This is a genomic window from Rheinheimera faecalis, from assembly GCF_021290965.1.
GTDB classification, from domain to species: Bacteria; Pseudomonadota; Gammaproteobacteria; order Enterobacterales; family Alteromonadaceae; genus Pararheinheimera; species Pararheinheimera faecalis.
Map to the genome: position 1 here is coordinate 343,233 of NZ_JAJOYT010000004.1, position 21,917 is coordinate 365,149.

Sequence of the window (21,917 nt, forward strand, 5' to 3'; positions counted from 1 at the left end):
TTTAGTCCCTCCAGACCAGCGCTTTAAAGTGGACGCGGCACATGGAGATATATTGATTATTACCGCCTATCTGCACCTGACTGCCAGTGGTGGCTGCATGGCCGTTTTCGTCCAGCCGCACCACAAAGTTTGCTTTACGGCCACAATGACAGACCGTCTTTAATTCTACTAACTTATCTGCCCATGCCAGCAAAGCCTGGCTACCAGCAAAGGTTTCACCTAAAAAGTCGGTTCTAAGGCCAAAAGCCAATACAGGCACGTTCAGATCGTCCACTACATAAGTCAGCTGTTTGACCTGAGCTTTGGATAAAAACTGTGCTTCATCGATTAACACACAGTCCAAAGCACCTTGTTGTTTCAGCGTTTTGCAGGCGTCGATAAAGTCAAAGTTGCCGTCAAAAATCTGCGCATCCATCGACAAACCAATTCGTGAACTGATTTTACCTACACCAAATCTGTCATCGATAGCGGCGGTAAACAGCGCCACTGTCATGCCCCTTTCCTGATAGTTGTATGCACTTTGCAGTAAAGAGGTCGATTTGCCTGCGTTCATCGCTGAATAATAAAAATACAATTGCGCCATCTGCGTGGTCTCGTTTTAAAAAGTCCGCCGCAGTATAACCAAAAGCATTAGTCTGGCGTAGCCTAACGTCGGAAGATGACAGTAAGAAGACAATTGACGTACACTGCCTACCGACATAAAAATGGGGTCAGATCACATTGTTAACAGTTAACAATGTGATCTGACCCCATTTTAAGCGTTTGAATTTAAGGGGATAAAATGGATAAGTTGTTGTTTGGAACTGTGTTAGTGCAGGTGGTGTTAACCCTTGTGATGATGGTATTGATGGGCAAACGTCGTTTTAAAGCGGCGAAAAATCGTGAGTTACCTTTTAAAGCATTCAGACTAATGGACTTAACAGGTGCGAACGAGCAGGTGATCACCGCCAGCCGTAATTTTGATAATCAGTTCCAATTGCCTATGTTGTATTTATTTGCAGTGGCTTTTGCAATGCAGTTTGCAGTGGTTGATTTGAGCCTGGTGATTTTAGGCTGGTTGTTTGTTATCAGCCGTCTGGCTCATGCTTATGTACATGCAGGCGCTAACCATGTGCGTCTGCGTTTTGCTGCTTATGTATTTGGTGCCTTGATGTTACTGCTGTTCTGGCTACGGTTAAGCATGGCGTATTTGCTCGCCTGATGACGGAGTTCCTCTGGCCTTATCTGAGTCTGGCCTTCAGCGCTTTTATCTCTGCCACCTTGCTGCCTTTTGGCTCAGAGCTGGTGCTGATTGGCTTATTAACTCAAGGCTATCCGGTGCTGGTGTTGTGGGGCATAGCTACGGTATTTAATACCGCAGGTTCTGTGCTGAACTGGTATTTGGGCCGACAACTGCTTTTGTTTCAACACAAAAGCTGGTTTATGTTTAAACCACAGCAAATAGAACAAGCCAGCGGTCAGTTTCAGCGCTGGGGATTGCCTTCGTTATTGTTGGCATGGTTGCCGGTTATTGGTGATCCGCTGACCTTAGTGGCCGGTGTGCTGAAGGTTCCTTTGCTTTGGTTTGTGCTGTTGGTAGGATTAGGCAAAGCTTTGCGTTATGGTGTGATTATTGGCCTGATGCCTGCGGTTTGAACTGAATTTTGGAGATCTGATGAAGGCTTTATCTCTTTGTGCTCTGGTTGTGTCTTTAGGCTTTGGGGTTGCCTTAGCGCAACAAAGTCCTGCTACACCACTACCTGCAACCTCAACGGCTGCTGCTCCCGCTGCGGCGGCAGATTCTTCCTGGCAACTGCTGCCACAGGATAATTTGCTTTATCTGGAAACCGATCAGGGCCGTATTGTGATTTTATTGGCTCCTCAGTTTGCACCTGAACATGTAAAACGGGTTAAACAGCTGGTGAAAGCCGGCTTTTATGATGGTGTCACTTTTTATCGGGTGATTGAAGGTTTTGTCGCTCAGTTTGGTGTACCTGAACATGAGTGGGGCACCAGAGCCAAGTTAACACCGATGAAAGCAGAGTTCAGCTGGCCTGTTCGAAGCGGCGATCCTTATCTTTTAGTGCAGCGTCCTGATTTGTTAGCAGAAGAAACCGGCTTTAATCAGGGCTTTGCGGTAGCGCGTGAGCAAAATCAGGAATGGCTGGTGCATTGCCCTGGTGTGGTGAATATGGCCCGTGCCAATGAACCTGATACCGGGGTGGCAGACATAGCTATTATGATGGGGCAGGCGACACGTCATCTGGATAAAAATATGTCAGCCTTTGGTAAAGTGATTTGGGGGCAATATGCCATCAATCGTATTCGCCGCGGTGACACTGCAGATGGCGGCGTGATAGGTTCTGCAGCGGCACGCACTGTAATTAAACAAGCTCGTTTAGGCACAGATTTAGCACCAGACAGACAGTTACAGCTGGAATGGCTCAGCACCACCAGTTCTGAGTTTTCGCAGTCTCTGGCCGAGCGTCGTTCCCGTACCCATGTGTTTTATCAGCACAAAGGCAACGGCAATATGGATGTTTGTTATCCGCAGGTGCCGGTGCGTGAGGTAAAACCTGTATAAAGCCTGTAAAACACAAAATTTACTGGTCGATGACGGCCTTTTCAGTCATTATGTGCGCCTTTTCTGTGGCGCTCCGAGGGGATAGCAATGAACTACGAATTAACAGCTGACGATTTAAACAAACTCAGTTTATTGGACGCTGAACAGCGTTATGACTACTTCATTCAGGCCGTGGCCGATCTGGAAAAGATCTGGATCCTGGTGGATGAAGAAGGTTTTGTATTGGTTGATGCTGATGAAGAGCGTTGCATCCCGGTATGGCCACATGCTGAATTAGCAGAACTGTGGATCAACGGTGACTGGGCTCAGTGTCAGGCTCAAGCTGTTGACATCGCGACCTGGTTAGACAAGTGGACCAGCGGTTTAGACGGCGACGAGTTAGCTATCGCTGTGTTCCCACACGCAGCTGAACCTGGCGTGGTGATTGGCCCTGAAGAGTTTTCTGAAACTCTGATTGAAGCGACACAAGACAACGAATAACAGTTTTAAATTGGGGTCAGATCACATTGTTAACAGTTCGATTAACAATGTGATCTGACCCCATTTTTATGGCTAAGATTTTCTCCTTGAAGCTATTGATAACAATTCTTGATTAGATTATGATGCCCGCAGTTCAATACGCAGGTGCATTTATGTACGTTTGTCTTTGTAAAGCAGTCACAGATAAAGCCATTCGCCAACAGGTCGAAGCGGGCGCTTGTTCTATGCGTGAGCTGAAACAAACTTTGGGTGTAGGCACTCAATGTGGCAAATGTGTCTGTCAGGCCAGCGATATTCTTGACGCTGCTTTATCTAAATATGCGTCACAACAACCTATCCCGGTGTTGATGATCAATAACACTCGCCCTGCTGCTTAATTCATTCCTGAACCTCTAAGCACTATTCTTCATTTTTATTCATAAAATCAGCATTTAAAGTTAAATTGGCTGCATTTATTGCTGCGGCTAGGCATAATGTTGGCATCTTTTCCTGAGGTAAACCTTATGACTAAAATTGCTAAGGTTGCGATAGTGGGGGGCACCCACGGCAACGAATTCTCCGGTATTTATGCCATTCGTCAGTACCAGGTCAATCCAGCGTTGATCCAGCGCCCAAGCTTTGAAACCAGCACTTTGTTTGCCAATCCTGAAGCGCATAAAGCCAATAAGCGTTATTTACACAGCGACTTAAACCGCCAGTTTAAAAATGTCGATTTGGCCAATCCACATCTGACTAATTATGAGCAAAGCCGCGCCAAAGTGATCAATGAAATTTTAGGGCCAAAAGGCAACGCCAAAACCGATCTGGTGATCGATTTACACAACACCACCAGCAATATGGGCGCCTGTTTGATCATGACGCAAGCCGGTGCTTTTTATAATCAGATGGCCGCTTACGTAAAGATGAAAATGCCAGAAGCTATTATCTCCCGCGATGAGGACCATTTAGCCGCTGAAGATCACGCGCTGATGTGTACGCTGGGTCGCTATGGGGTGATAGTGGAAGTAGGGCCACAATCTCAGTCTGTGCTGCGTCAGGACGTGCTGGAGCAAATGCATGAGATGACGGCACACATTCTGGACTTTGTGGAGCTGTACAACACCCAGAGCCTGCCAGAGCTGCCAAAACGCACTGAAGCTTATCTGTATCTGCACAGCATTAAATTGCCAATGAATGAAAAAGGCGAACGTTTGGGTATGGTGCACAAAAATGTGCAGGACAAGGACTATCATCCTATCCACCCTGGCGATCCTATTTTCACTTTATTTGATGGCACTGAAGTGCCTTACGACGGCGATACAGTGGTGTATCCAACCTTTATCAATGAAGCCGCCTATTACGACAACAATCTGGCGATGTCACTGAACGACAAAATCTGGATTGAGCTGGAATAGTAAAAATGGGGTCAGATCGCATTGTTTATTTATTGTAAAAATAATGTGATCTATCCCCATTTTTTTGAGTTTAACAGCTATTCTTAGTGGTGTTTCTTTGCAATGGAGGCACACCATGCCACGTCATCAACGCTATTGTCCGGCTGATGTACCACAGCATGTGGTTCAACGCGGAAATAATCACCAGCCTTGCTTTTTTGATCCGCAGGATTTTGCTACCTACCTGAATTATCTTACTGAATACAAAGAGCAATTCTATGTGGACATTCATGCATGGGTTTTGATGTCTAACCATGTTCACCTCTTATGCACACCTAAGGAAGAGATGGCGACCAGTGTATTGATGCAGTCGGTAGGGCGAAAGTATGTTCGTTATTTCAATACTCGTTATCAGCGTTGCGGCACTTTATGGGAAGGGCGCTTTAAATCTTGTTTGATTGCAGAAGAAGCTTATGTGCTGAATGTTTATCGATATATTGAGATGAATCCAGTGCGTGCGGCAATGGTTCAGAGGCCGGAACATTACTTCTGGTCCAGCTATAGTTGTAATGCTCTGGGCCGTTCCAGCGATCTTATTACACCAGACCCACGTTATCTGGCTTTGGGTGAAAACGATGCTGAGCGGCAAATGAATTACAGGACATTATTTAATGGTGCTTTAGCTGAAGAAGAGCTCTGTTCTATCCGCAGTTCTTTGCAACAATGTTCACTGTTGGGCAGTGCTGCGGCTCAAAAAGGTGTCGCAGCAAAATTCGGTTTGAGTATCCCAAAACAAAGTGCAGGCAGACCAAGATCCAACCAATAAAAATGGGGTCAGAACACATTAGTTACGTATAACTAATGTGTTCTGACCCCATTTTTAACCTAGATTACAGCTGAACGTAGCTGGCTTTTTTCTGGATAAGTTCGATGGCGTAGTTGTCCGGGTCGCGTACAAAAGCGATTTCTGTAGTACCACCTTTCACTGGGCCTGGCTCACGACTAATCACGCCACCTTTAGCGCGAATAAGCTCACAAGCAGCATAAATATCATCTACTTCAAGGGCTATATGGCCATAAGCAGTGCCTAACTCGTAACTGTCGACGCCCCAGTTGTAAGTTAACTCCAATACCGCACCTTCGCTTTCATCGCTAAAACCAACAAAAGCCAATGTGTATTTGTATTCAGCATTTTCTGAGGTACGTAACAACTTCATGCCGAGGACTTCAGTGTAAAAGGCCAAAGAGCGTTCTAAGTTAGTGACACGGAGCATGGTATGTAAAATGCGCATAAAATTTCCTTAATCGACTTTTTCGGCAAACTCGCACAGATCTTCAATCAGGCAGCTGCCACATTTAGGTTTACGGGCTATGCAGGTATAACGACCATGCAAAATAAGCCAGTGATGCACATCCAGCTTAAATTCGGCTGGCACCACTTTGAGTAACTTCTGTTCCACTTCATCAACATTTTTGCCGGGCGCAAATTTTGTCCTGTTGCTGACCCGGAAAATATGGGTATCGACAGCAATAGTAGGCCAGCCGAAGGCAGTGTTCAGCACTACATTCGCGGTTTTACGGCCTACACCTGGCAAGGCTTCTAAAGCTTCACGGTTTTCCGGCACTATGCTGTTGTGCTGGTCTATCAGGATACGGCAGGTTTTGATTAGGTTCTCTGCTTTTGAGTTAAAAAGCCCTATGGTCTTGATGTACTGCTTTACGCCATCGACACCTAAATCAAAAATTGCCTGTGGCGTATTGGCGACAGGGTAGAGCAGACGGGTGGCTTTATTGACGCTGACGTCTGTGGCCTGAGCCGATAACAATACAGCCACCAGTAATTCAAAAGGCGAATTAAACTCAAGCTCAGTAGTTGGCTTCGGATTGTTTTCACGCAGGCGCTGTAAAATCTGAATACGTTTTTCTTTATTCATGTGGCTTTATTTAAAACTCTTTATTCAAATTTTTTAAGACTAAGTGGATACGTGAGTGACCCGTGCCCGGCTGATTTTTTGCTCTACAGGTTTAGCTTTAGCCGCCGCTCTGGCGTCCACTGCATTTTTACCCGCAATCAGAAAACCCATCACTAAAAATGCACCTGGCGGCAATATAGCCAATAAAAACTGATGGTCGGCCTGATACAGATGAATAGTCAGTACTTTGGCCCAGTCACCCAAGAGTAAATCGGCGCCGGCAAATAAGGTACCAGACCCTATCACTTCACGAATGGCACCTAAAGCGCAGAGCACTAATGCAAAACCGGTACCCATCATCAAACCGTCAAAGGCGGCTGGTAATACTGCATTTTTGGAGGCATAAGCTTCAGCGCGGCCTATGACAATACAGTTAGTGACCATAAGCGGAATAAAAATACCTAAGGCCTGATACAGGTTGTATAAAAAGGCATGCATCAACAGCTCTATCACTGTGACCACAGAAGCGATCACCATCACAAAAACCGGAATGCGGATTTCATTTGGCACATAGTTTCGAACCAAAGACACCACAGTATTGGTGCTCAGTAACACCAGCATAGTGGCCAAACCTAAACCTAAAGCGTTGGTCAGGCTGTTGGTCACACCCAATAAAGGACAAAGCCCTAATAACTGCACTAAACCTGGATTATTTTTCCATAGACCCTGACGGACTATTTCCTGATACTGACTCATGCTGTTCTCCAATTCATCGTAATGCCCATCATCAGGCTCCACAATCGGCTGGCAAGCTGGCCAGTTCAGGATGTTGCTGAATATAAACTGCAGCGTTTTTCACGGCTTTGACTACAGCACGAGGTGTAATAGTCGCTCCGGCAAACTGATCAAACTGACCACCGTCTTTTTTGACCGCAAAGCTGCGATCATCGCCTGAGCCTACAGTCTGGCCATTAAAGCTTAATACCCAAGGAGTTTTGCGTAGTTCAATTTTATCGCCAAGGCCAGGTGTTTCTTTATGGCTAAGTACCCGCACACCTATCACTTCACTGTCCGGACTAATAGCGGCCAGTACTTCGATTGCACCACTGTAGCCATCGGGCGCTGTGGTCTCCATCAAATAAGCTTTTAGCTTGCCTTCAGAGCGATAACGGTAGATTTTTTGTTTGGCGTCTTTGCCCAGCAGTTGGGTATCAAGAACTGCTACACAATCCTTCAGTACTTCTGTATTCCCCGCAAGTTCCGGCACTACTTCAACCAAAGTACTCAATTTACTGGCTAGTTGCTGCTTTTCGATTTCAGCTTTGGTGATTTCATTGACAGCGGCGACAGCAAAGACACAAAGTACAGCAGCTGTTCCGAGCAATAGCGCATTTTTACCGACAGAACTAAGCATCAGCGCGCTCCTTTGTTTTTATGGCCATAAGTGCGTGGCTGGGTGTAGTAGTCAATTAAAGGCACTGTCATATTGGCTAACATTACAGCAAAAGCAAAAGCGTCCGGATAACCGCCATAACTGCGGATCAAAAACACCAGAACCCCTATTAAAGCGCCAAAAATCAACCGGCCTTTTTCAGTGGTTGAAGCGGATACAGGGTCTGTGGCGATAAAAAATGCAGCCAGCATAGTGGCACCAGAGAATAGCTGAAATAGTGGACTGGCATTGGTATCCGGCGAGATCAGCCATGCCAGTAAACTACAGCCAAACAACGAACCTAATACTGCGACTGGAATGCGCCACTGTATGACTTTTTGCTGCAGTAAAAACAAACCACCGAGCAAATAGGCCAGATTGACCCAAAACCAACCTTCACCCGATAACCAGCCAAACACAGGTTTTTTCATACTCTCTGCTGTGGTGTAACCCTGAGACAGATCGGTTTTTAAAGTGTCCAGTGGTGTCGCCATACTGATGCCATCCGCATCCTGACGCAGTTGACTGACACTGTAACCGCTGCAGCTAAAGTCGGTAAAAATAGCGCAGACGGCGTCCACCGGGCCTACAGATAAATGTTGCACCGGAGCTGCTGGTAACCAACTGGTCATAGGCAGAGGAAATGACACCAACAGCAATACATAAGCCGCCATGGCAGGGTTAAATAAGTTATTGCCTAAACCGCCGTACAGTTGTTTCACCACTACTATGGCAAAGGCGGTCCCTATCACCACTAACCACCAGGGCGCATAAGAGGGGATAGCGACAGCAAGTAACAAGGCTGTGACTAAGGCGCTGTGATCCAGCAGTTTGACTTTGATTTTTTTACTACGAATAGCCAATACAGCGGCTTCGCAGCTCAACGCTGTGATGATCGCGAGCACCAGTTGAATAAGCACACCATACCCAAAAAAGTAAGCCTGCACAGCTATGCCTGGTACAGCAGCAAGCGCCACAAGTTTCATTAACTGAGCGGTATTTTTTTGACTGTGCTGGTGCGGAGAGCTGGCGATTTTAAAACTCATAACGGCTCACTGTTTTGTTGTTTTTTAGCTTTGGCACGGGCAATTGCTGCTGCAATGGCGGCTTTTTTTGCATCTTGTTCTGGCGCTGACTCTGCTGGTGCTGCAACTGGCTCTGTAACCTCTGCTGCAGGCGCAGGTTCTATCTGTTGCACTTGTGCTTGTTCGGCCAGCTTTTTCGCTTTAGCACGAGCTATAGCAGCTGCTACTGCGGCTTTTTTTGCATCGACATCAGGTGCTGGTGTTTCAACAGAAGCTGGTTCTACAGCAGCTTCAGGCTCTTGCTGTGTCAGCTTTTTCGCTTTAGCACGGGCTATAGCGGCTGCTACCGCGGCTTTTTTTGCATCCACATCAGAAGCTGGTGCTTCAGCAGGGGCTGGTTCTACAGCAGCTTCAGGCTCTTGTTGTGAAAGCTTTTTTGCTTTAGCGCGGGCTATAGCGGCAGCTACTGCGGCTTTTTTTGCATCTGCATCAGCAGCTGGAGCTTCAGCCGGAGCTGGTTCTGCAGCGACTTCAGGCAAAGCTTCGGCTTGTTTTTTCGCTTTAGCCCGGGCTAAGGCTGCGGCAATAGCTGCTTTACGTGGATCTTCGGCAGGAGTTGCTGCGTCGTCCGCAACTGGAGCTGAAGTCACAGCTTGTTGTTTCTGCTGCTGATAGGCCAAAGCTTCTGCTTTTTTACGTTCACGCTCTGCAATAATTTGTTCTTTATCGAGAGGCTGAGCATTTTGCTGCTGAGTGCGTTCCAGTGCTTGTTGCACAGCTGCTGCGCTTTGAGTGGCCTGACCGCTGGCCTGTTGCTGTGCGACACGCTGTGCAGCCAGTTGCTGGTTGCGTTCTAAACGTTCCTGCTTATCCCGCTCTAAACGTTCAGTGCGGGCATCAAAACGGGCTTTGGCTTGTTCAGCTTTTAAGGCTTCACGTTGGGTTTCACGAATATCGGCTTTGGCGACACGGTAATAATGCACCAACGGAATTTCGCTTGGACAGACATAAGCACAGGCACCACATTCAATGCAGTCGGATAAATTGTATTCCGCCAGTTTGTCCTGATCTTTGGCTTTGCTATACCACAAGAGTTGCTGCGGTAATAAGCTGGCAGGGCAGGCGTCGGCACAAGCGCCGCAGCGGATACAATCCATTTCGTCACTGGCAGCACCCAGTTCGTTTTCTGTTGGCGCCAGAATACAGTTGGTGGTTTTAACCACAGGAACAGACCAGTCCGCTATAGCAAAGCCCATCATAGGGCCGCCGATAATAATGCGCTGCTGCGGTTCAGCCTGAAAACCACAGGCATTCAACAAGTCAGAAACAGGGGTACCGATCAGCGCCAGTACGTTTTGCTGCTGGGCTAAGGTTTCACCCGCCACAGTGACCACGCGGTGGATCAATGGAATATCATCCAGCACTGCCTGAGCTATCGCAAAAGCAGTACCGACGTTTTGCATCACTATGCCGATATCTAAAGGCCTGCGACCAGCAGGAACTTCTTTATTGGTCAGCAATTGGATGAGTTGTTTTTCGCCACCGGACGGGTATTTAGTAGGTACTTCCCGCACGAAATAGTTGTCTTTCTGGCCTATAGCGGCTTTTAAAGAGGCTGCTGCAATAGGCTTATCGTCTTCAATACCTATCAATACCGCTTTTGGACTCAGCAGTTTAACCAGTATCTCGATACCGGCAATAATGTCGCTGGCGCGCTCCTGCATCAGCATGTCATCCGCTGTGATATAGGGTTCACATTCCACAGCGTTGATAATCAGATAATCAACAGGCTGTTTAACATTGACCTTAATATGAGTCGGGAAACCTGCGCCGCCCATACCGGAAATACCGGACTCCTGAATACGTTCCAGCAAGGTATAGATATCGACCTGATCTGGATCCAAAGGTCTACGAGGCCGCCATTCGTCCATGCCGTCAGGCGCCAGTACTAAGGTGGGTTCAGCTAAGCTGGACGGGTGCGCGCTGGTATGCAGTTCAATCGCCAACACAGTGCCTGAGGTGGGCGCATGCACAGGCACAGCCATTGCGTTATCCGCCTGAGTTAAAGCCTGGCCCTTCAGTACACGATCGCCTACTTTAACCAGCACTTTGCCAGGTACGCCAATATGCTGGCGCAGCGGAATATATAAACGGTCAGGAATATCCAAAAGCGCTACAGGCTTTTGGTTCGTACGCTCTTTGCGGCTTGGCGGGTGAATACCACCGTGAAAGTCCCAGACTTTTCCTGCCTGAATTTGTTGAAATAAAGTAGGCAAGTTACGACTCCAGCACTTTTACCGGGATAGCTTTTAAGTCCCATTTCCAGCGCTCAATACTGCTGGCCAATGGCACCATATCAATGCAATCCACAGGACAAGGTTCTACACATAAATCACAGCCGGTGCACTCGTCGACAATCACAGTGTGCATTTGCTTGGATGCACCAACAATAGCGTCGACAGGGCAGGCCTGAATACATTTGGTACAACCAATACATTCGTCTTCACGGATAAAAGCCACACGTTTTACCGCCGGAGTTTGAGCTGCATCCAGAGGTTTGGCTTCAACGCCCATTAAATCAGCCAGCTTTTTGATCGTAGCGTCGCCACCCGGTGGACATTTGTTGATGTCATCGCCATTGGCTATGGCTTCGGCATAAGGCCTGCAGCCCGGATAACCACATTGACCACATTGGGTTTGCGGTAAAATCTCGTCAATTTGTTCGACCAGTGGATCGGAATCCACTTTAAAACGTATAGCGGCATATCCCAGCACAGCACCAAAAATCAGCGCCAGAATACCCAAAGCCCAAAGGGCTGTGATAATAGACATTTATACTTTCACCAAACCAGTAAAGCCCATAAAGGCCAGTGACATTAAACCCGCGGTAATCATGCCGATGGCGGCACCTTTAAAAGAGACAGGCACATCGGCTGCGGCCAGACGCTCGCGCATCGCAGCGAATAAAATCAGTACTAAAGAAAAACCTACAGCGGCACCAAAGCCATAGACCACAGAAGAGAAAAAATCATGACGCGCATTCACGTTTAACAGCGCTACACCTAATACAGCACAGTTGGTGGTGATCAGAGGCAAAAAGATACCTAATAAACGATACAAAGTAGGGCTGGTTTTATGCACCACCATTTCGGTAAATTGCACTACGACTGCGATCACCAAAATAAAAGCTAAAGTGCGCAGATACATTAAATCCAGTGGTTGCAATAAGTAAAAATCCACCAGATAACTGCAAAGCGAGGCTAAGGTCAGAACAAAAGTGGTGGCCATCGACATGCCAATAGCAGTTTCGAGCTTTTTGGAGACGCCCATCACGGGGCAAAGACCCAGAAACTTCACCAGTACGAAGTTATTTACCAGCACTGTGCTGACCAGCAACAGCAAAAATTCCGACATAAAAGAACCCCAGAAAAAAGTCGCGCTATTATGAAGCTTTGTAAGGTCTGAAACAACAGCACTGAACGCGAATGGCTCTTATCTGAGCCTATGGCACCGGATAAAACGTAGGGGCGGGGTTTATCCCCGCCCGTCTACATGAAACCGCGGTGCCCATTGACGGGCCGGGACAAGCCGCGGCCCCTACACCCGTTTGTCTAAACGACACCACGGTTCAGGTGGTTTTCGTACGAAGCTTTATTCCAGTGGAGCGGGCTTACTTAAGAAGTAGCCTTGTATGCCGTCAATTAATAAAGATTCCAGCATTTGTTTTTCTGCTGCGGTTTCTACATTTTCGGCAAACACAGCCACACCAATACGGTGCGCCAGATCGACCATCAGCCGGACAAAATACTGGTTGTTTTTATCTTCTTCAATTTGTCGGGTGTAACTGCCGTCCATTTTGACAAAATCAGGTTTTAAATCACGGAAAAATTTAAAGGATGTAATACCAGCACCGAACTTTTCCACTGTGACCCGCGAACCACATTGATGCAGCATATCAATCAGACGTTTGCTTAGTTTCAGATTTTGCTGCAAACCCCACTCGCTGATCTCAAATACCAGACGGGGTGTCAGTTCGCTTTCTTTTAATAAACGTCGTTCCAAATAGCTGATAAAGCTTTCGTCCTGCACTGAATGGGCGGACAGATTCAGACCAAAACTTTGGCCCGGATGTTTTGCTACCAGTATCAATGCCTGTTCTACGATCATCTGTTCAATTTCGATCAGCTTGTCGAGTTTTTGCGCCATATCTAAAAACAAAGCTGTGGGTAATAACTGATCTTCGTTGCTGCGAAAGCGCACCAATAATTCGGAATAGGTTTTACCGGTTTTATTTAGCGGTTGGATAGGCTGAGCTAATAAGCTTAAACGCTGACCTTGCAGTACATCATCAATCAGGTTACGCCAGTTTTTGGTACTAAACGACGATTCTGCAGTTTGCTCCTGGCTGTCGGTAAACAAGTACCACAAGTTACTTTGTTTAGTGGCTTTATTCTGCTTGGTTTTCGCCAAACCCAAAGCTGTATCGGCCATTGCCAGCAATTCACCTAATGGTTTGCCCTGAGCCACCTGAACTAAACCCGTTAAGGCCACCGAGTCCAGCTGTTTTTGCTGCTGATAACTATCGAAGTTTTGCTGTAGCAGTAATACCAGATCTTCCGTTTGTTCAACCGTCATTTGTGGAAACAACACACAGAAGTCGGTGTTGTTCAGGCGAAATAATGGGCTTTCATCGGACAGCTGCGGCAGTTGCTTTAATAAGTCCGCCATCTCTTTAATATATAAATCACCGGCCAGATAACCTTGTTTATGGTTGATCTGAGCCAGACTGTGACAGCGTACCAGTAAAAATACCGATTGATGTACTGCATTGGCGGCTTTGAGTTGCTGTTCGTAATAACGGACAAATTGCTGACGGTTTGGTAGCGAGGTCAGTTGATCATAAAGTGCCAGCTCTAATAAATAGTCTGTGCCTGAGGTGGTTGCCTGAGGTTGTAATGGCTGCACTACGGCCGGTGCTTGTTGTACAGCAGCTTCGATAGGGTGAGGCGGCAGAGCTTTTTGCTTTTTTGGCCGACCCGGCTGCAGGTAATAAGGCAATACACCTAAAATCAGCGGGCCAAAAAACAAAAATAAACTAAAAAGCTCAAGGGTGGACAATTGCTCTGACAGCTGGGGTAAAAACTCTACCTGTAAATTATGTGCCTGATCTTTGACTGAAGCTGGAGTAATGGGCCGGTCAAACTGAGTTAATATCCAGGAAGAGATTGTATAAGAGGGCATCGAATTGCTTTGTTCGTGCAGTACCACACCGTCGAGCTGACTCACTTTTAAGTAAGGTAAATCAAAACTGCTGCTTAACTGGCGGGTCAGAATTTTGGTATCGCCTGTTAAATCACTGGCTAACATCTGCTGAATAGCGCTGTAGTGTAGCTGATACAAGCTTTGAATTTGTTGAGCTGCGGCAAACCAGAATAACCAAAGTGCCAGCACAGCCGATACCAGAGCGGCAGTCCAGTGACTCAGAGCAATAAAGGATGGAGACTTCATAGCAGACAACCCATAAAGATTTTTTATCCGAGCTTGAACATCAGAAAATAAGCTTAAGGTATTTCAGGGAAAAACACTAAGAAAAAGAGACAATTAAGAGAGTAAACAAGATGTACTTTAGGTGGCTCCCCAGGTTGGACTCGAACCAACGACCTACGGATTAACAGTCCGCCGCTCTAACCGGCTGAGCTACTGAGGAATTGTATACGGTTATCAAATTGTGATTATTTCAGTTGGCTCCCCAGGTTGGACTCGAACCAACGACCTACGGATTAACAGTCCGCCGCTCTAACCGGCTGAGCTACTGAGGAACTGAAATAATATGTTGAGACTACAGTGGCTCCCCAGGTTGGACTCGAACCAACGACCTACGGATTAACAGTCCGCCGCTCTAACCGGCTGAGCTACTGAGGAACTGTGTTCTGCAACGGGGCGCAATACTAATGCCCGTCTTAAACACTGTCAACACTTTGCCCAGTGCTTTTTCATAAAAGAAGTTTACTTGCTGTTTGTTTAGCCAAAGCCGGTAGAAAAGCTGCGCAAAACTAATTTTTGCATATGCAAAAGCTATTCGCCCTTTTGTCATGGCATTGAAATTTAGCAAAGTCAGGCCAATAAAGGGCTAGCGTAAGTTACCCACAGAATCTGTGGATAAGTCTGTGAATTGTTGGCCTGATGGATAGGCTAAGCCTTAACAGATAAGGCTTAGCGCCAGATCAATAGGTTTGCGACTATTTTTTTACCTTATATAAAACAACAGGTTACGAATCTGAAAGAACTGAAACTTTATGCAAAACACCATTGAGGAAACAAAGTTTCTATGCAAAAGCAGATTGTGAACATTTTTTCTTATTCTTGTTCAGTTTTACGCCGATTTGGTCGCATTGCTGGTAGTGCCGCCTTTAACTTTTCTCTACAATAGCGCCACTTGCGCTTAAGCTGACTGTTATGACTCAATCCACTTCGAAACGTCCTGATCTGCTCAAAGGTGATATTCAGGCCACCATGAAACAAATGACGGTGCCTGTGCTGTTTGGCATGATCACCTTAATGTCTTTTAATCTGGTCGATACTTTCTTTATTAGTATGTTAGGCACCGCCGAACTGGCAGCTGTCAGTTTCACCTTCCCTGTTACTTTTACTGTGATTAGTTTAGCCATTGGACTGAGTATTGGTGCTTCTGCAGTAATAGCCCGCGCATTAGGCAGTGGTGATCAGCAAAGTGCGCGTAGTGATGGGTTAGCGGCTTTATGGTTATCAGCCTATTTAGTCATTGCTTTATCTATTGTCGGTTATCTGACGATTGACCCTCTGTTTCGTTTGTTGGGGGCCAAAGAAGATACTTTGCCTTTTATTCATGACTATATGGATATCTGGTTTTTTGGCGCTGTTTTCCTTATTACGCCTATGATAGGCAATGCGATATTAAGAGCGGCGGGGGACACGAAAACGCCCAGTATTTTGATGGCCTGTGCGGGTTTATTAAATGCGATTTTAGACCCTATTCTGATTTTTGGTTGGGGCCCAATCCCTGCTATGGGCGTTGCTGGTGCTTCACTGGCCAGTCTGATCTCCTGGTTATTAGGTTTTGGCCTTATTCTGTATTTGCTGATGGTGCGCCGTAAGCTGGTGGATATAGGGCATCAGCCTTTTGGCGAATTTATCACTATCAGCCGTAAAATTTTGCATATAGGTTTGCCAGCAGCTGGCGCCAATATGCTGACTCCTTTGGCTATGGGTATTTTAACCGCCCTGATGGCCAGTTATGGGGCTGAAGCTGTGGCTGCCTTTGGGGTTGGTGCCCGTATTGAGAGTATTGCGTCTTTAGTAGTACTGGCGCTGTCTATGACTTTGCCACCTTTTGTCAGCCAGAATTATGGTGCCTGTGCTTATCATCGTATTCATGATGCTTACAGAGGCTGCATTAAGTTTATTCTGGCCTGGCAGCTTGTGGTATATCTTGGCTTAGCGGCCTGTGCCTGGGTGCTGGCTGATGTATTTACTGAAGATCCGTTAGTGGCGCAGTATATTCGCTACTTTATATGGATTTTGCCTTTAGGTTATGGTCTGCAGGGCATCATAATCCTGACCAACTCGTCTTTTAACGCTTTGCATCTGCCGCTCAATGCATTGCAGCTGAGTGTGATCCGCCTTTTTGTTTTTTATGTGCCCTTTGCTTATATAGGTGGCTTGATAGGAGGCGTGATAGGGGTTTTTGTCGGTGGCTTGATTGCAAATGCTATTACCTCCGGCCTGGCGTACAGCTGGTTTAAACGCAGATTAGCTGCCTTAACTTTAAGTGGAGAATCCTGATGAGCCGCGATATTAAATTGCTCTCCCATTACCTGCCCACTCTTACTTTGCAGGGGGGGAGTTTATGAGCCGCGATTTCGAGTTAGTCTCCAATTATCAACCTGCTGGTGATCAGCCAACAGCTATCGCAAAACTGGTGGAAGGCCTGGAGTCGGGTTTAGCTCATCAAACCTTATTAGGTGTCACCGGCTCAGGTAAAACCTTCACTATGGCCAATGTGATAGCTCAAGTGAACAGACCCACCTTGATTATGGCGCACAACAAAACTCTGGCGGCGCAGCTCTATGGAGAGATGAAGGAGTTTTTCCCGAACAACTCGGTTGAATACTTTGTATCTTATTACGACTATTACCAGCCAGAAGCTTATGTGCCGTCCAGCGACACCTTTATCGAAAAAGACGCTTCTATTAATGAACATATAGAGCAGATGCGTTTATCGGCAACCAAAGCCTTGATGGAACGACGGGACGTAGTGATTATCGCCTCAGTGTCGGCCATTTATGGTTTGGGTGATCCGGAATCTTATATGAAGATGCTGTTGCATCTCAAAGTGGGTGATATAGTCGATCAGCGTTTTATCTTACGTCGTCTGGCCGAGTTGCAATACAGCCGCAATGATACGGCTTTTGAACGTGCTACCTATCGTGTACGTGGCGATGTAATTGATGTGTTTCCGGCCGAATCGGATGAAATCGCAGTACGGATTGAGCTGTTTGATGAAGAAATTGAGCGCATCAGCTTATTTGACCCACTGACAGGTTCGGTCGAAAAAGTGGTGAGCCGTTACACTATTTATCCAAAAACGCACTATGTCACACCACGGGAAAAAATCCTCGAGGCGACTGAACGTATTAAGGTGGAACTCAAAGATCGCCGCGCTCAATTGCTTGCAGAAAATCGCCTGATTGAAGAGCAGCGCATAGGTCAGCGTACTTTGTTTGATTTGGAAATGATGGTGGAGCTGGGTTATTGCTCCGGCATTGAAAACTACTCGCGCTACTTATCAGGCAGGGCTGAAGGTGAGCCGCCTCCAACCTTACTGGATTATTTTCCGGCCGATGGTTTGATGTTTATTGACGAGTCGCATGTCACCATTTCACAAATTGGCGCTATGTACAAAGGCGATCGCTCGCGCAAAGAAAACCTGGTGAACTATGGTTTCCGTTTGCCTTCAGCCTTGGATAACAGGCCGCTGAAGTTTGATGAATTTGAATCCATAGCGCCACAGCGTATTTATGTCTCGGCCACACCAGCAGATTACGAGCTAAAACAATCGGCAGGTGAAGTGATAGAGCAGGTGGTGCGGCCAACAGGTTTATTAGACCCTGTGATTGAAATCCGTCCTGTAGCCACCCAGGTTGACGACTTAATGTCGGAAGCTTTCCGCTGCGCCAAACTAGGAGAGCGGGTATTGGTGACAGTGCTGACCAAAAAAATGGCTGAAGATTTAACGGACTATTTAGCAGGCCATGGCGTCAAGGTTCGGTATTTACACTCCGACATAGATACAGTTGAGCGGATGGAAATCATCCGGGATTTACGTTTAGGCGTCTTTGACGTGCTGGTCGGTATTAACTTATTGCGGGAAGGTCTGGATATTCCTGAAGTGTCTTTAGTGGCCATTCTGGATGCAGATAAAGAAGGTTTTTTACGTTCAGAGCGTTCGCTGATTCAAACCATGGGTCGTGCCGCCCGTAACCTTTACGGTAAAGCAGTGCTTTATGCTGATCGCATGACAGGTTCCATGCAGCGCGCTATTAATGAAACCGATCGTCGGCGCAATAAGCAAATTGCTTACAATGAACTGCATGGCATCACACCTACTGCTATTAAGAAGAAGGTGTCGGATGTGATGGACTTGGGGCAGGATGCCGATCTGCCGAAAGTGGCGGAGAAAATCAAACTGGCCAAAGGCAAAACACCTTATCAGCTGCAGGCAGAAATTAAGCAACTGGAGCAAAAAATGCTGCAGCACGCCAAAGATCTGGAGTTTGAACTGGCGGCGCAAGCTCGGGATCAAATTCATCAATTACGTGAAGCTTTGCTGGAGATTTAAATCATGGGGTCAGAGTAAAATTAAACCGTGGTTTAATTTTACTCTGACCCCAATTCCGCCTCGAATTTCATGCCTTCCATCGGGATTTTCCTATTTTGTATGGTTATCTGTTTGATATTCATACAGTTCTTTACAGAGTCGTTCAGAGAGCATTAACTTTCAGAAGTTTACACTGCCTGCGTTTTCTCAACCAAAAGGTAGTATTTATGAAACGTTCCATGCTCGCTTTACTTATCGCTGTAGTGTCAACCGGTGCAGCAGCGAACAGCTATCAAAATGAATCTTCAGTCGATTATATCAACGGTGATATCAACAATGTTGATGTAGACCTATGGCAACTGAAGCACCAGTATTTTTTCAATGCAGTAGACACTTCTGGCAATACGCCACGGGCTGAAGCTGCATTTATCAATAAAAACGCCAGTGTATTCGGCACCTTGTCCCGCACTTCTGTAGGTGATTTTGATCAGAATGGCTGGTCAGTGGGTGGTGAGTATATGGACCAAAGCCATAACTTCTACGGTAAGCTGGAATGGATGCATTACAGCGGTGATGATACTCAAAACGTAGATGGTACTGTAGGTTACTTCATCAGCAACGATTGGTTAGTGGGTGCGATTTTTGAGCACAACAGACCTGATCAAGGTGGCAGCAGCACTAACTATGGTGTGATGACCAAAAAGTTATGGGATTTAGGCACGGGTGATATGATCAATCTGGAAGCCGATATCCTGGACTATCGTAATAATTCAGCCACCCGTTATGGTGTAGGCGCGGATTACTACTTCGGCAAAAACTTCTCTGCCGGTGTAGGTTATCAGTGGATCTCTGACGGCGTGTTAAGCGAAAGCGAAGACAGTCTGAGCTTACGCACCAAGTGGTTCGCTTTGCCTAACCTATCGTTATCAGCAGGCATCGCCTTTGATGCGCTGGAGACGGGTGATGATTTGTATCAGTTGGGCGCAAGCTACCGCTTCTAATTTATTGCCCGTCGTACTTGAAGCTGCAGCTTTGTTGGCTGCGCTACTCGCCCCAGTCACATAGGACTACTATGCTCCTGGGGTCTTGTACGCTTGCCGCCGCGCTGCAACACCAACTACTTAGGGCAATGCCAGTTATAACTGAAGTGATGATTTAAGAAAGGAGCTTAACGGCTCCTTTTTCTTTTCTGATGCATTAACTCGCTGTCAATTGCTGCCAGATGGCTTTTGCTACGGGTCCCAGCAGCTGATCTTTATGCCGCACCAGATGCACTTCTCCCTGAATAAACTTTGGAAACTCCACAGGTTTTAACTGCACCAAAGCACCGCTTGCTAACTCATCCGCCACCTGATGTCGTGCCACCATGCCCCAGCCTAAATGCGCTAACAGGGCTTGTTTCATACATAAACTGTTATTTACTTTGACCCGCCGTGCCGACTGCAAGGGCAGTAGTTTTCCGCTATCAAAATTCAGCGCTTCCGAGTTGGCCACCAATTGCGGTAATTCAGCTAATTGCGCCTGATGAGTTAAAGGGCCGCCCAGTTGTTTTAAAAAATCCGGACTTGCGACACATAAAATATCAAAACTACCAATAGCCACAGCTTCAAAATCACCCAAGCTAATAAAAACCGGATACCAGGGGCTGATGGCTAAATCGGCCTGCTGATTTTTCAGTTTTTCCAGTGCCTGCAGCCGGTAATCACAACTCAACAGCAATTCGGTATGTGGAAACTGCTGCTGGGCTTGCCGGATTGCAGTCATATAAGGCTGCAGATCAACTGCCTCATCAAAGGCCAAACGTAAACTGGCTTCAGCACCACGGCTTAAATGTTGGGCCAGAGATTTTAATTGTGCGCTTTGATGCAGAAGTTGTTGAGCTTGTTGATAAAAACGCTTACCTGCCTCAGTAAATTGCAGGCGATATTGACTACGATCCACTATAGTAAAACCGCATTCCTGCTCCAGCTTTTTCAGTGCCATACTCAAAGCGGGTTGAGTTTTATGCAGTTTTACCGCGGCCTGCAGCAGACTTTCACTGCTGGCAACGGCGTCGAGAATATAAAGCTGAGTCAGGTTCATCAATTTTTCTTATGTAGAACTGAAGTAAATATAAATTTTAATATCAAATTTGCTTTTGTATAGTGCAAATACAAAAAAGCGGTGTAACCAGAGCAAAAAAAGGGAAAGGTTTAAATGTCCAGACAGATGATAAGTGCGCTCTTATGTGTGGTGTCGGTAGCAGGTTGTTCCAAACCAGTTGAAATCGTAGAACAAAGCCAAAACAGACCAGTGAAATTGCATCAGGTGCAGGATGGCCAACAAAAGTTAATCCGCCAGTTTCCTGCCATAGTGGAACCCACTGAAAATGCCCGTTTAACCTTTCGCGTCAGCGGTAAACTCACTCAGTTTTCTATCCGGCCCGGCCAGGAAGTGAAAAAAGGCGATGTGTTGGCTCGTTTAGACCCTACTGATTTTAAATTGAAAGTTGAGCAGGCACAGGCCCGGTATCAGTTGTCAAAAGCGCAGTTTGATAGGGCAGCCAGCCTGATTGGGCAAAAACTTGTGTCTCAGGCGATGTACGATGAAGCCAAAGCTCAGCTGCAAGTGGCTGAGGCTGATTTAAAAACTGCTCAAACTAATCTTTCCTATACGGAGATGGTGGCGCCTTTTAGCGGTACCGTATCGCGTTCCTTAGTTGAGAATCATGAAAACGTTGCCGCTCAGCAAGCCATTCTGGAGTTGCAACTCAAAGGCATGGTGGATGTGGTGATCCAGGTGCCGGAGGATGTGATAGCACTGGTGAAAAAAGACGTCAGTTATCAGCCAGATGTAATTTATGACTCTTACCCAAGCCTGAGCTACAAAGCCAGTATCAAAGAGTGGGATACCAGAGCGGACAGCGCAACCAACAGTTTTAAAGTCGTGTTCAGCATGGCTGCACCGGAAGAATTTAATGTGCTTTCAGGTATGACAGCTAATGTAGTGGCTGATATGAGCCAGCTAATGCGCGCTCAGGCCTCTGTGGTTGTGGTGCCTGCCACAGCAGTATTTGCGGCCAATGATCAGCCTGTGGATGCGACAGAGCGTTTTGTTTGGGTTTATAGCGAAGGTGTAGTGAACAGACGTGCTGTGACTGTCGGGCGCTTAACTGCACAGGGCATTGAAGTTTTGTCTGGCTTAGCTGCGGGTGATCAGGTGGTCACTGCTGGTGTAAATCAACTGGCAGAAAACCAGCAAGTGCGGCCATGGCAACGTGAGCGGGGTCTGTAAGG

22 protein-coding genes and 3 tRNA genes are annotated in these 21,917 nt (G+C 46.7%); 11 read left to right on the forward strand and 14 right to left on the reverse strand.

Annotation, left to right across the window (positions count from 1 at the left end):
- Position 1 precedes the first annotated feature (1 nt).
- Positions 2-583, reverse strand: coding sequence for a thymidine kinase (locus tag LSG34_RS09805; protein ID WP_233008908.1), 582 nt, complete (start codon positions 581-583; stop codon positions 2-4).
- A gap of 198 nt (positions 584-781) precedes the next feature.
- On the opposite strand from LSG34_RS09805, the gene LSG34_RS09810 reads away from it, so the two are divergent.
- The 7 genes from LSG34_RS09810 to LSG34_RS09840 all read left to right on the forward strand — a co-directional run bounded on the left by LSG34_RS09810 (position 782) and on the right by LSG34_RS09840 (position 5,242).
- A complete protein-coding gene (locus tag LSG34_RS09810; protein WP_233008909.1) occupies positions 782-1,201 on the forward strand; it encodes an MAPEG family protein in 420 nt (139 codons plus the stop codon).
- The gene (locus LSG34_RS09815; protein ID WP_233008910.1) at positions 1,201-1,635 is read left to right on the forward strand and encodes a YqaA family protein; all 435 of its coding nucleotides are present in this window, start codon (positions 1,201-1,203) and stop codon (positions 1,633-1,635) included. Before LSG34_RS09810 ends, LSG34_RS09815 begins: the two co-directional genes overlap by 1 nt.
- A gap of 19 nt (positions 1,636-1,654) precedes the next feature.
- Positions 1,655-2,563, forward strand: coding sequence for a peptidylprolyl isomerase (locus LSG34_RS09820; protein ID WP_233008911.1), 909 nt, complete (start codon positions 1,655-1,657; stop codon positions 2,561-2,563).
- 87 nt (positions 2,564-2,650) lie between these two features.
- Positions 2,651-3,043, forward strand: coding sequence for a DUF2750 domain-containing protein (locus LSG34_RS09825; RefSeq protein ID WP_233008912.1), 393 nt, complete (start codon positions 2,651-2,653; stop codon positions 3,041-3,043).
- Between the two features lie 152 nt (positions 3,044-3,195).
- The gene (locus LSG34_RS09830) at positions 3,196-3,420 is read left to right on the forward strand and encodes a bacterioferritin-associated ferredoxin (protein WP_233008913.1); all 225 of its coding nucleotides are present in this window, start codon (positions 3,196-3,198) and stop codon (positions 3,418-3,420) included.
- Between the two features lie 126 nt (positions 3,421-3,546).
- Positions 3,547-4,437 (forward strand): aspartoacylase, encoded by an 891-nt coding sequence (locus LSG34_RS09835; RefSeq protein ID WP_233008914.1) that lies wholly within the window; start codon positions 3,547-3,549, stop codon positions 4,435-4,437.
- A gap of 115 nt (positions 4,438-4,552) precedes the next feature.
- Positions 4,553-5,242 carry a transposase gene (locus LSG34_RS09840; RefSeq protein WP_233008915.1) on the forward strand — a complete coding sequence of 230 codons (690 nt, stop codon included), beginning with the start codon at positions 4,553-4,555 and terminating at the stop codon, positions 5,240-5,242.
- A gap of 64 nt (positions 5,243-5,306) precedes the next feature.
- Here LSG34_RS09840 and gloA read toward each other — a convergent pair whose 3' ends face one another.
- The 12 genes from gloA to LSG34_RS09900 all read right to left on the reverse strand — a co-directional run bounded on the left by gloA (position 5,307) and on the right by LSG34_RS09900 (position 14,708).
- Positions 5,307-5,708 carry a lactoylglutathione lyase gene (gene gloA, locus LSG34_RS09845; RefSeq protein ID WP_233008916.1) on the reverse strand — a complete coding sequence of 134 codons (402 nt, stop codon included), beginning with the start codon at positions 5,706-5,708 and terminating at the stop codon, positions 5,307-5,309.
- 9 nt (positions 5,709-5,717) lie between these two features.
- On the reverse strand, positions 5,718-6,350 hold the full coding sequence (gene nth, locus LSG34_RS09850) for an endonuclease III (RefSeq protein ID WP_233008917.1): 633 nt from the start codon (positions 6,348-6,350) through the stop codon (positions 5,718-5,720).
- Between the two features lie 39 nt (positions 6,351-6,389).
- A complete protein-coding gene (locus LSG34_RS09855; protein WP_233008918.1) occupies positions 6,390-7,085 on the reverse strand; it encodes an electron transport complex subunit E in 696 nt (231 codons plus the stop codon).
- Positions 7,086-7,116: 31 nt separating this feature from the next.
- Complete coding sequence (gene rsxG / locus LSG34_RS09860; RefSeq protein ID WP_233008919.1) at positions 7,117-7,743, reverse strand: electron transport complex subunit RsxG; 627 nt, start codon at positions 7,741-7,743, stop codon at positions 7,117-7,119.
- Positions 7,743-8,807, reverse strand: coding sequence for an electron transport complex subunit RsxD (gene rsxD / locus LSG34_RS09865; RefSeq protein ID WP_233008920.1), 1,065 nt, complete (start codon positions 8,805-8,807; stop codon positions 7,743-7,745). Before rsxD ends, rsxG begins: the two co-directional genes overlap by 1 nt.
- Positions 8,804-11,062, reverse strand: a complete 2,259-nt coding sequence (gene rsxC, locus LSG34_RS09870; protein WP_233008921.1) for an electron transport complex subunit RsxC — start codon at positions 11,060-11,062, stop codon at positions 8,804-8,806. Before rsxC ends, rsxD begins: the two co-directional genes overlap by 4 nt.
- A 1-nt stretch (position 11,063) precedes the next feature.
- On the reverse strand, positions 11,064-11,618 hold the full coding sequence (gene rsxB / locus LSG34_RS09875; RefSeq protein ID WP_233008922.1) for an electron transport complex subunit RsxB: 555 nt from the start codon (positions 11,616-11,618) through the stop codon (positions 11,064-11,066).
- Complete coding sequence (gene rsxA, locus LSG34_RS09880) at positions 11,619-12,200, reverse strand: electron transport complex subunit RsxA (RefSeq protein ID WP_233008923.1); 582 nt, start codon at positions 12,198-12,200, stop codon at positions 11,619-11,621.
- A 237-nt stretch (positions 12,201-12,437) separates the two neighbouring features.
- Positions 12,438-14,294, reverse strand: coding sequence for an EAL domain-containing protein (locus tag LSG34_RS09885; RefSeq protein WP_233008924.1), 1,857 nt, complete (start codon positions 14,292-14,294; stop codon positions 12,438-12,440).
- Between the two features lie 122 nt (positions 14,295-14,416).
- Positions 14,417-14,493 (reverse strand) — tRNA-Asn (locus tag LSG34_RS09890).
- A 35-nt stretch (positions 14,494-14,528) separates the two neighbouring features.
- Positions 14,529-14,605 (reverse strand) — tRNA-Asn (locus LSG34_RS09895).
- A 26-nt stretch (positions 14,606-14,631) separates the two neighbouring features.
- Positions 14,632-14,708, reverse strand: a tRNA-Asn gene (locus LSG34_RS09900).
- Positions 14,709-15,242: 534 nt separating this feature from the next.
- On the opposite strand from LSG34_RS09900, the gene LSG34_RS09905 reads away from it, so the two are divergent.
- The 3 genes from LSG34_RS09905 (at position 15,243) to LSG34_RS09915 (ending at position 19,643) form a co-directional block, all read left to right on the forward strand.
- Positions 15,243-16,607 (forward strand): MATE family efflux transporter, encoded by a 1,365-nt coding sequence (locus LSG34_RS09905; protein WP_233008925.1) that lies wholly within the window; start codon positions 15,243-15,245, stop codon positions 16,605-16,607.
- 64 nt (positions 16,608-16,671) lie between these two features.
- Positions 16,672-18,663 carry an excinuclease ABC subunit UvrB gene (gene uvrB / locus LSG34_RS09910; RefSeq protein ID WP_233008926.1) on the forward strand — a complete coding sequence of 664 codons (1,992 nt, stop codon included), beginning with the start codon at positions 16,672-16,674 and terminating at the stop codon, positions 18,661-18,663.
- Positions 18,664-18,869: 206 nt separating this feature from the next.
- Positions 18,870-19,643, forward strand: a complete 774-nt coding sequence (locus tag LSG34_RS09915) for a putative porin (RefSeq protein ID WP_233008927.1) — start codon at positions 18,870-18,872, stop codon at positions 19,641-19,643.
- Between the two features lie 196 nt (positions 19,644-19,839).
- Here LSG34_RS09915 and LSG34_RS09920 read toward each other — a convergent pair whose 3' ends face one another.
- The gene (locus LSG34_RS09920) at positions 19,840-20,724 is read right to left on the reverse strand and encodes a LysR family transcriptional regulator (RefSeq protein ID WP_233008928.1); all 885 of its coding nucleotides are present in this window, start codon (positions 20,722-20,724) and stop codon (positions 19,840-19,842) included.
- A gap of 114 nt (positions 20,725-20,838) precedes the next feature.
- On the opposite strand from LSG34_RS09920, the gene LSG34_RS09925 reads away from it, so the two are divergent.
- The gene (locus tag LSG34_RS09925; protein ID WP_233008929.1) at positions 20,839-21,915 is read left to right on the forward strand and encodes an efflux RND transporter periplasmic adaptor subunit; all 1,077 of its coding nucleotides are present in this window, start codon (positions 20,839-20,841) and stop codon (positions 21,913-21,915) included.
- The last annotated feature ends 2 nt before the right edge of the window (positions 21,916-21,917 follow it).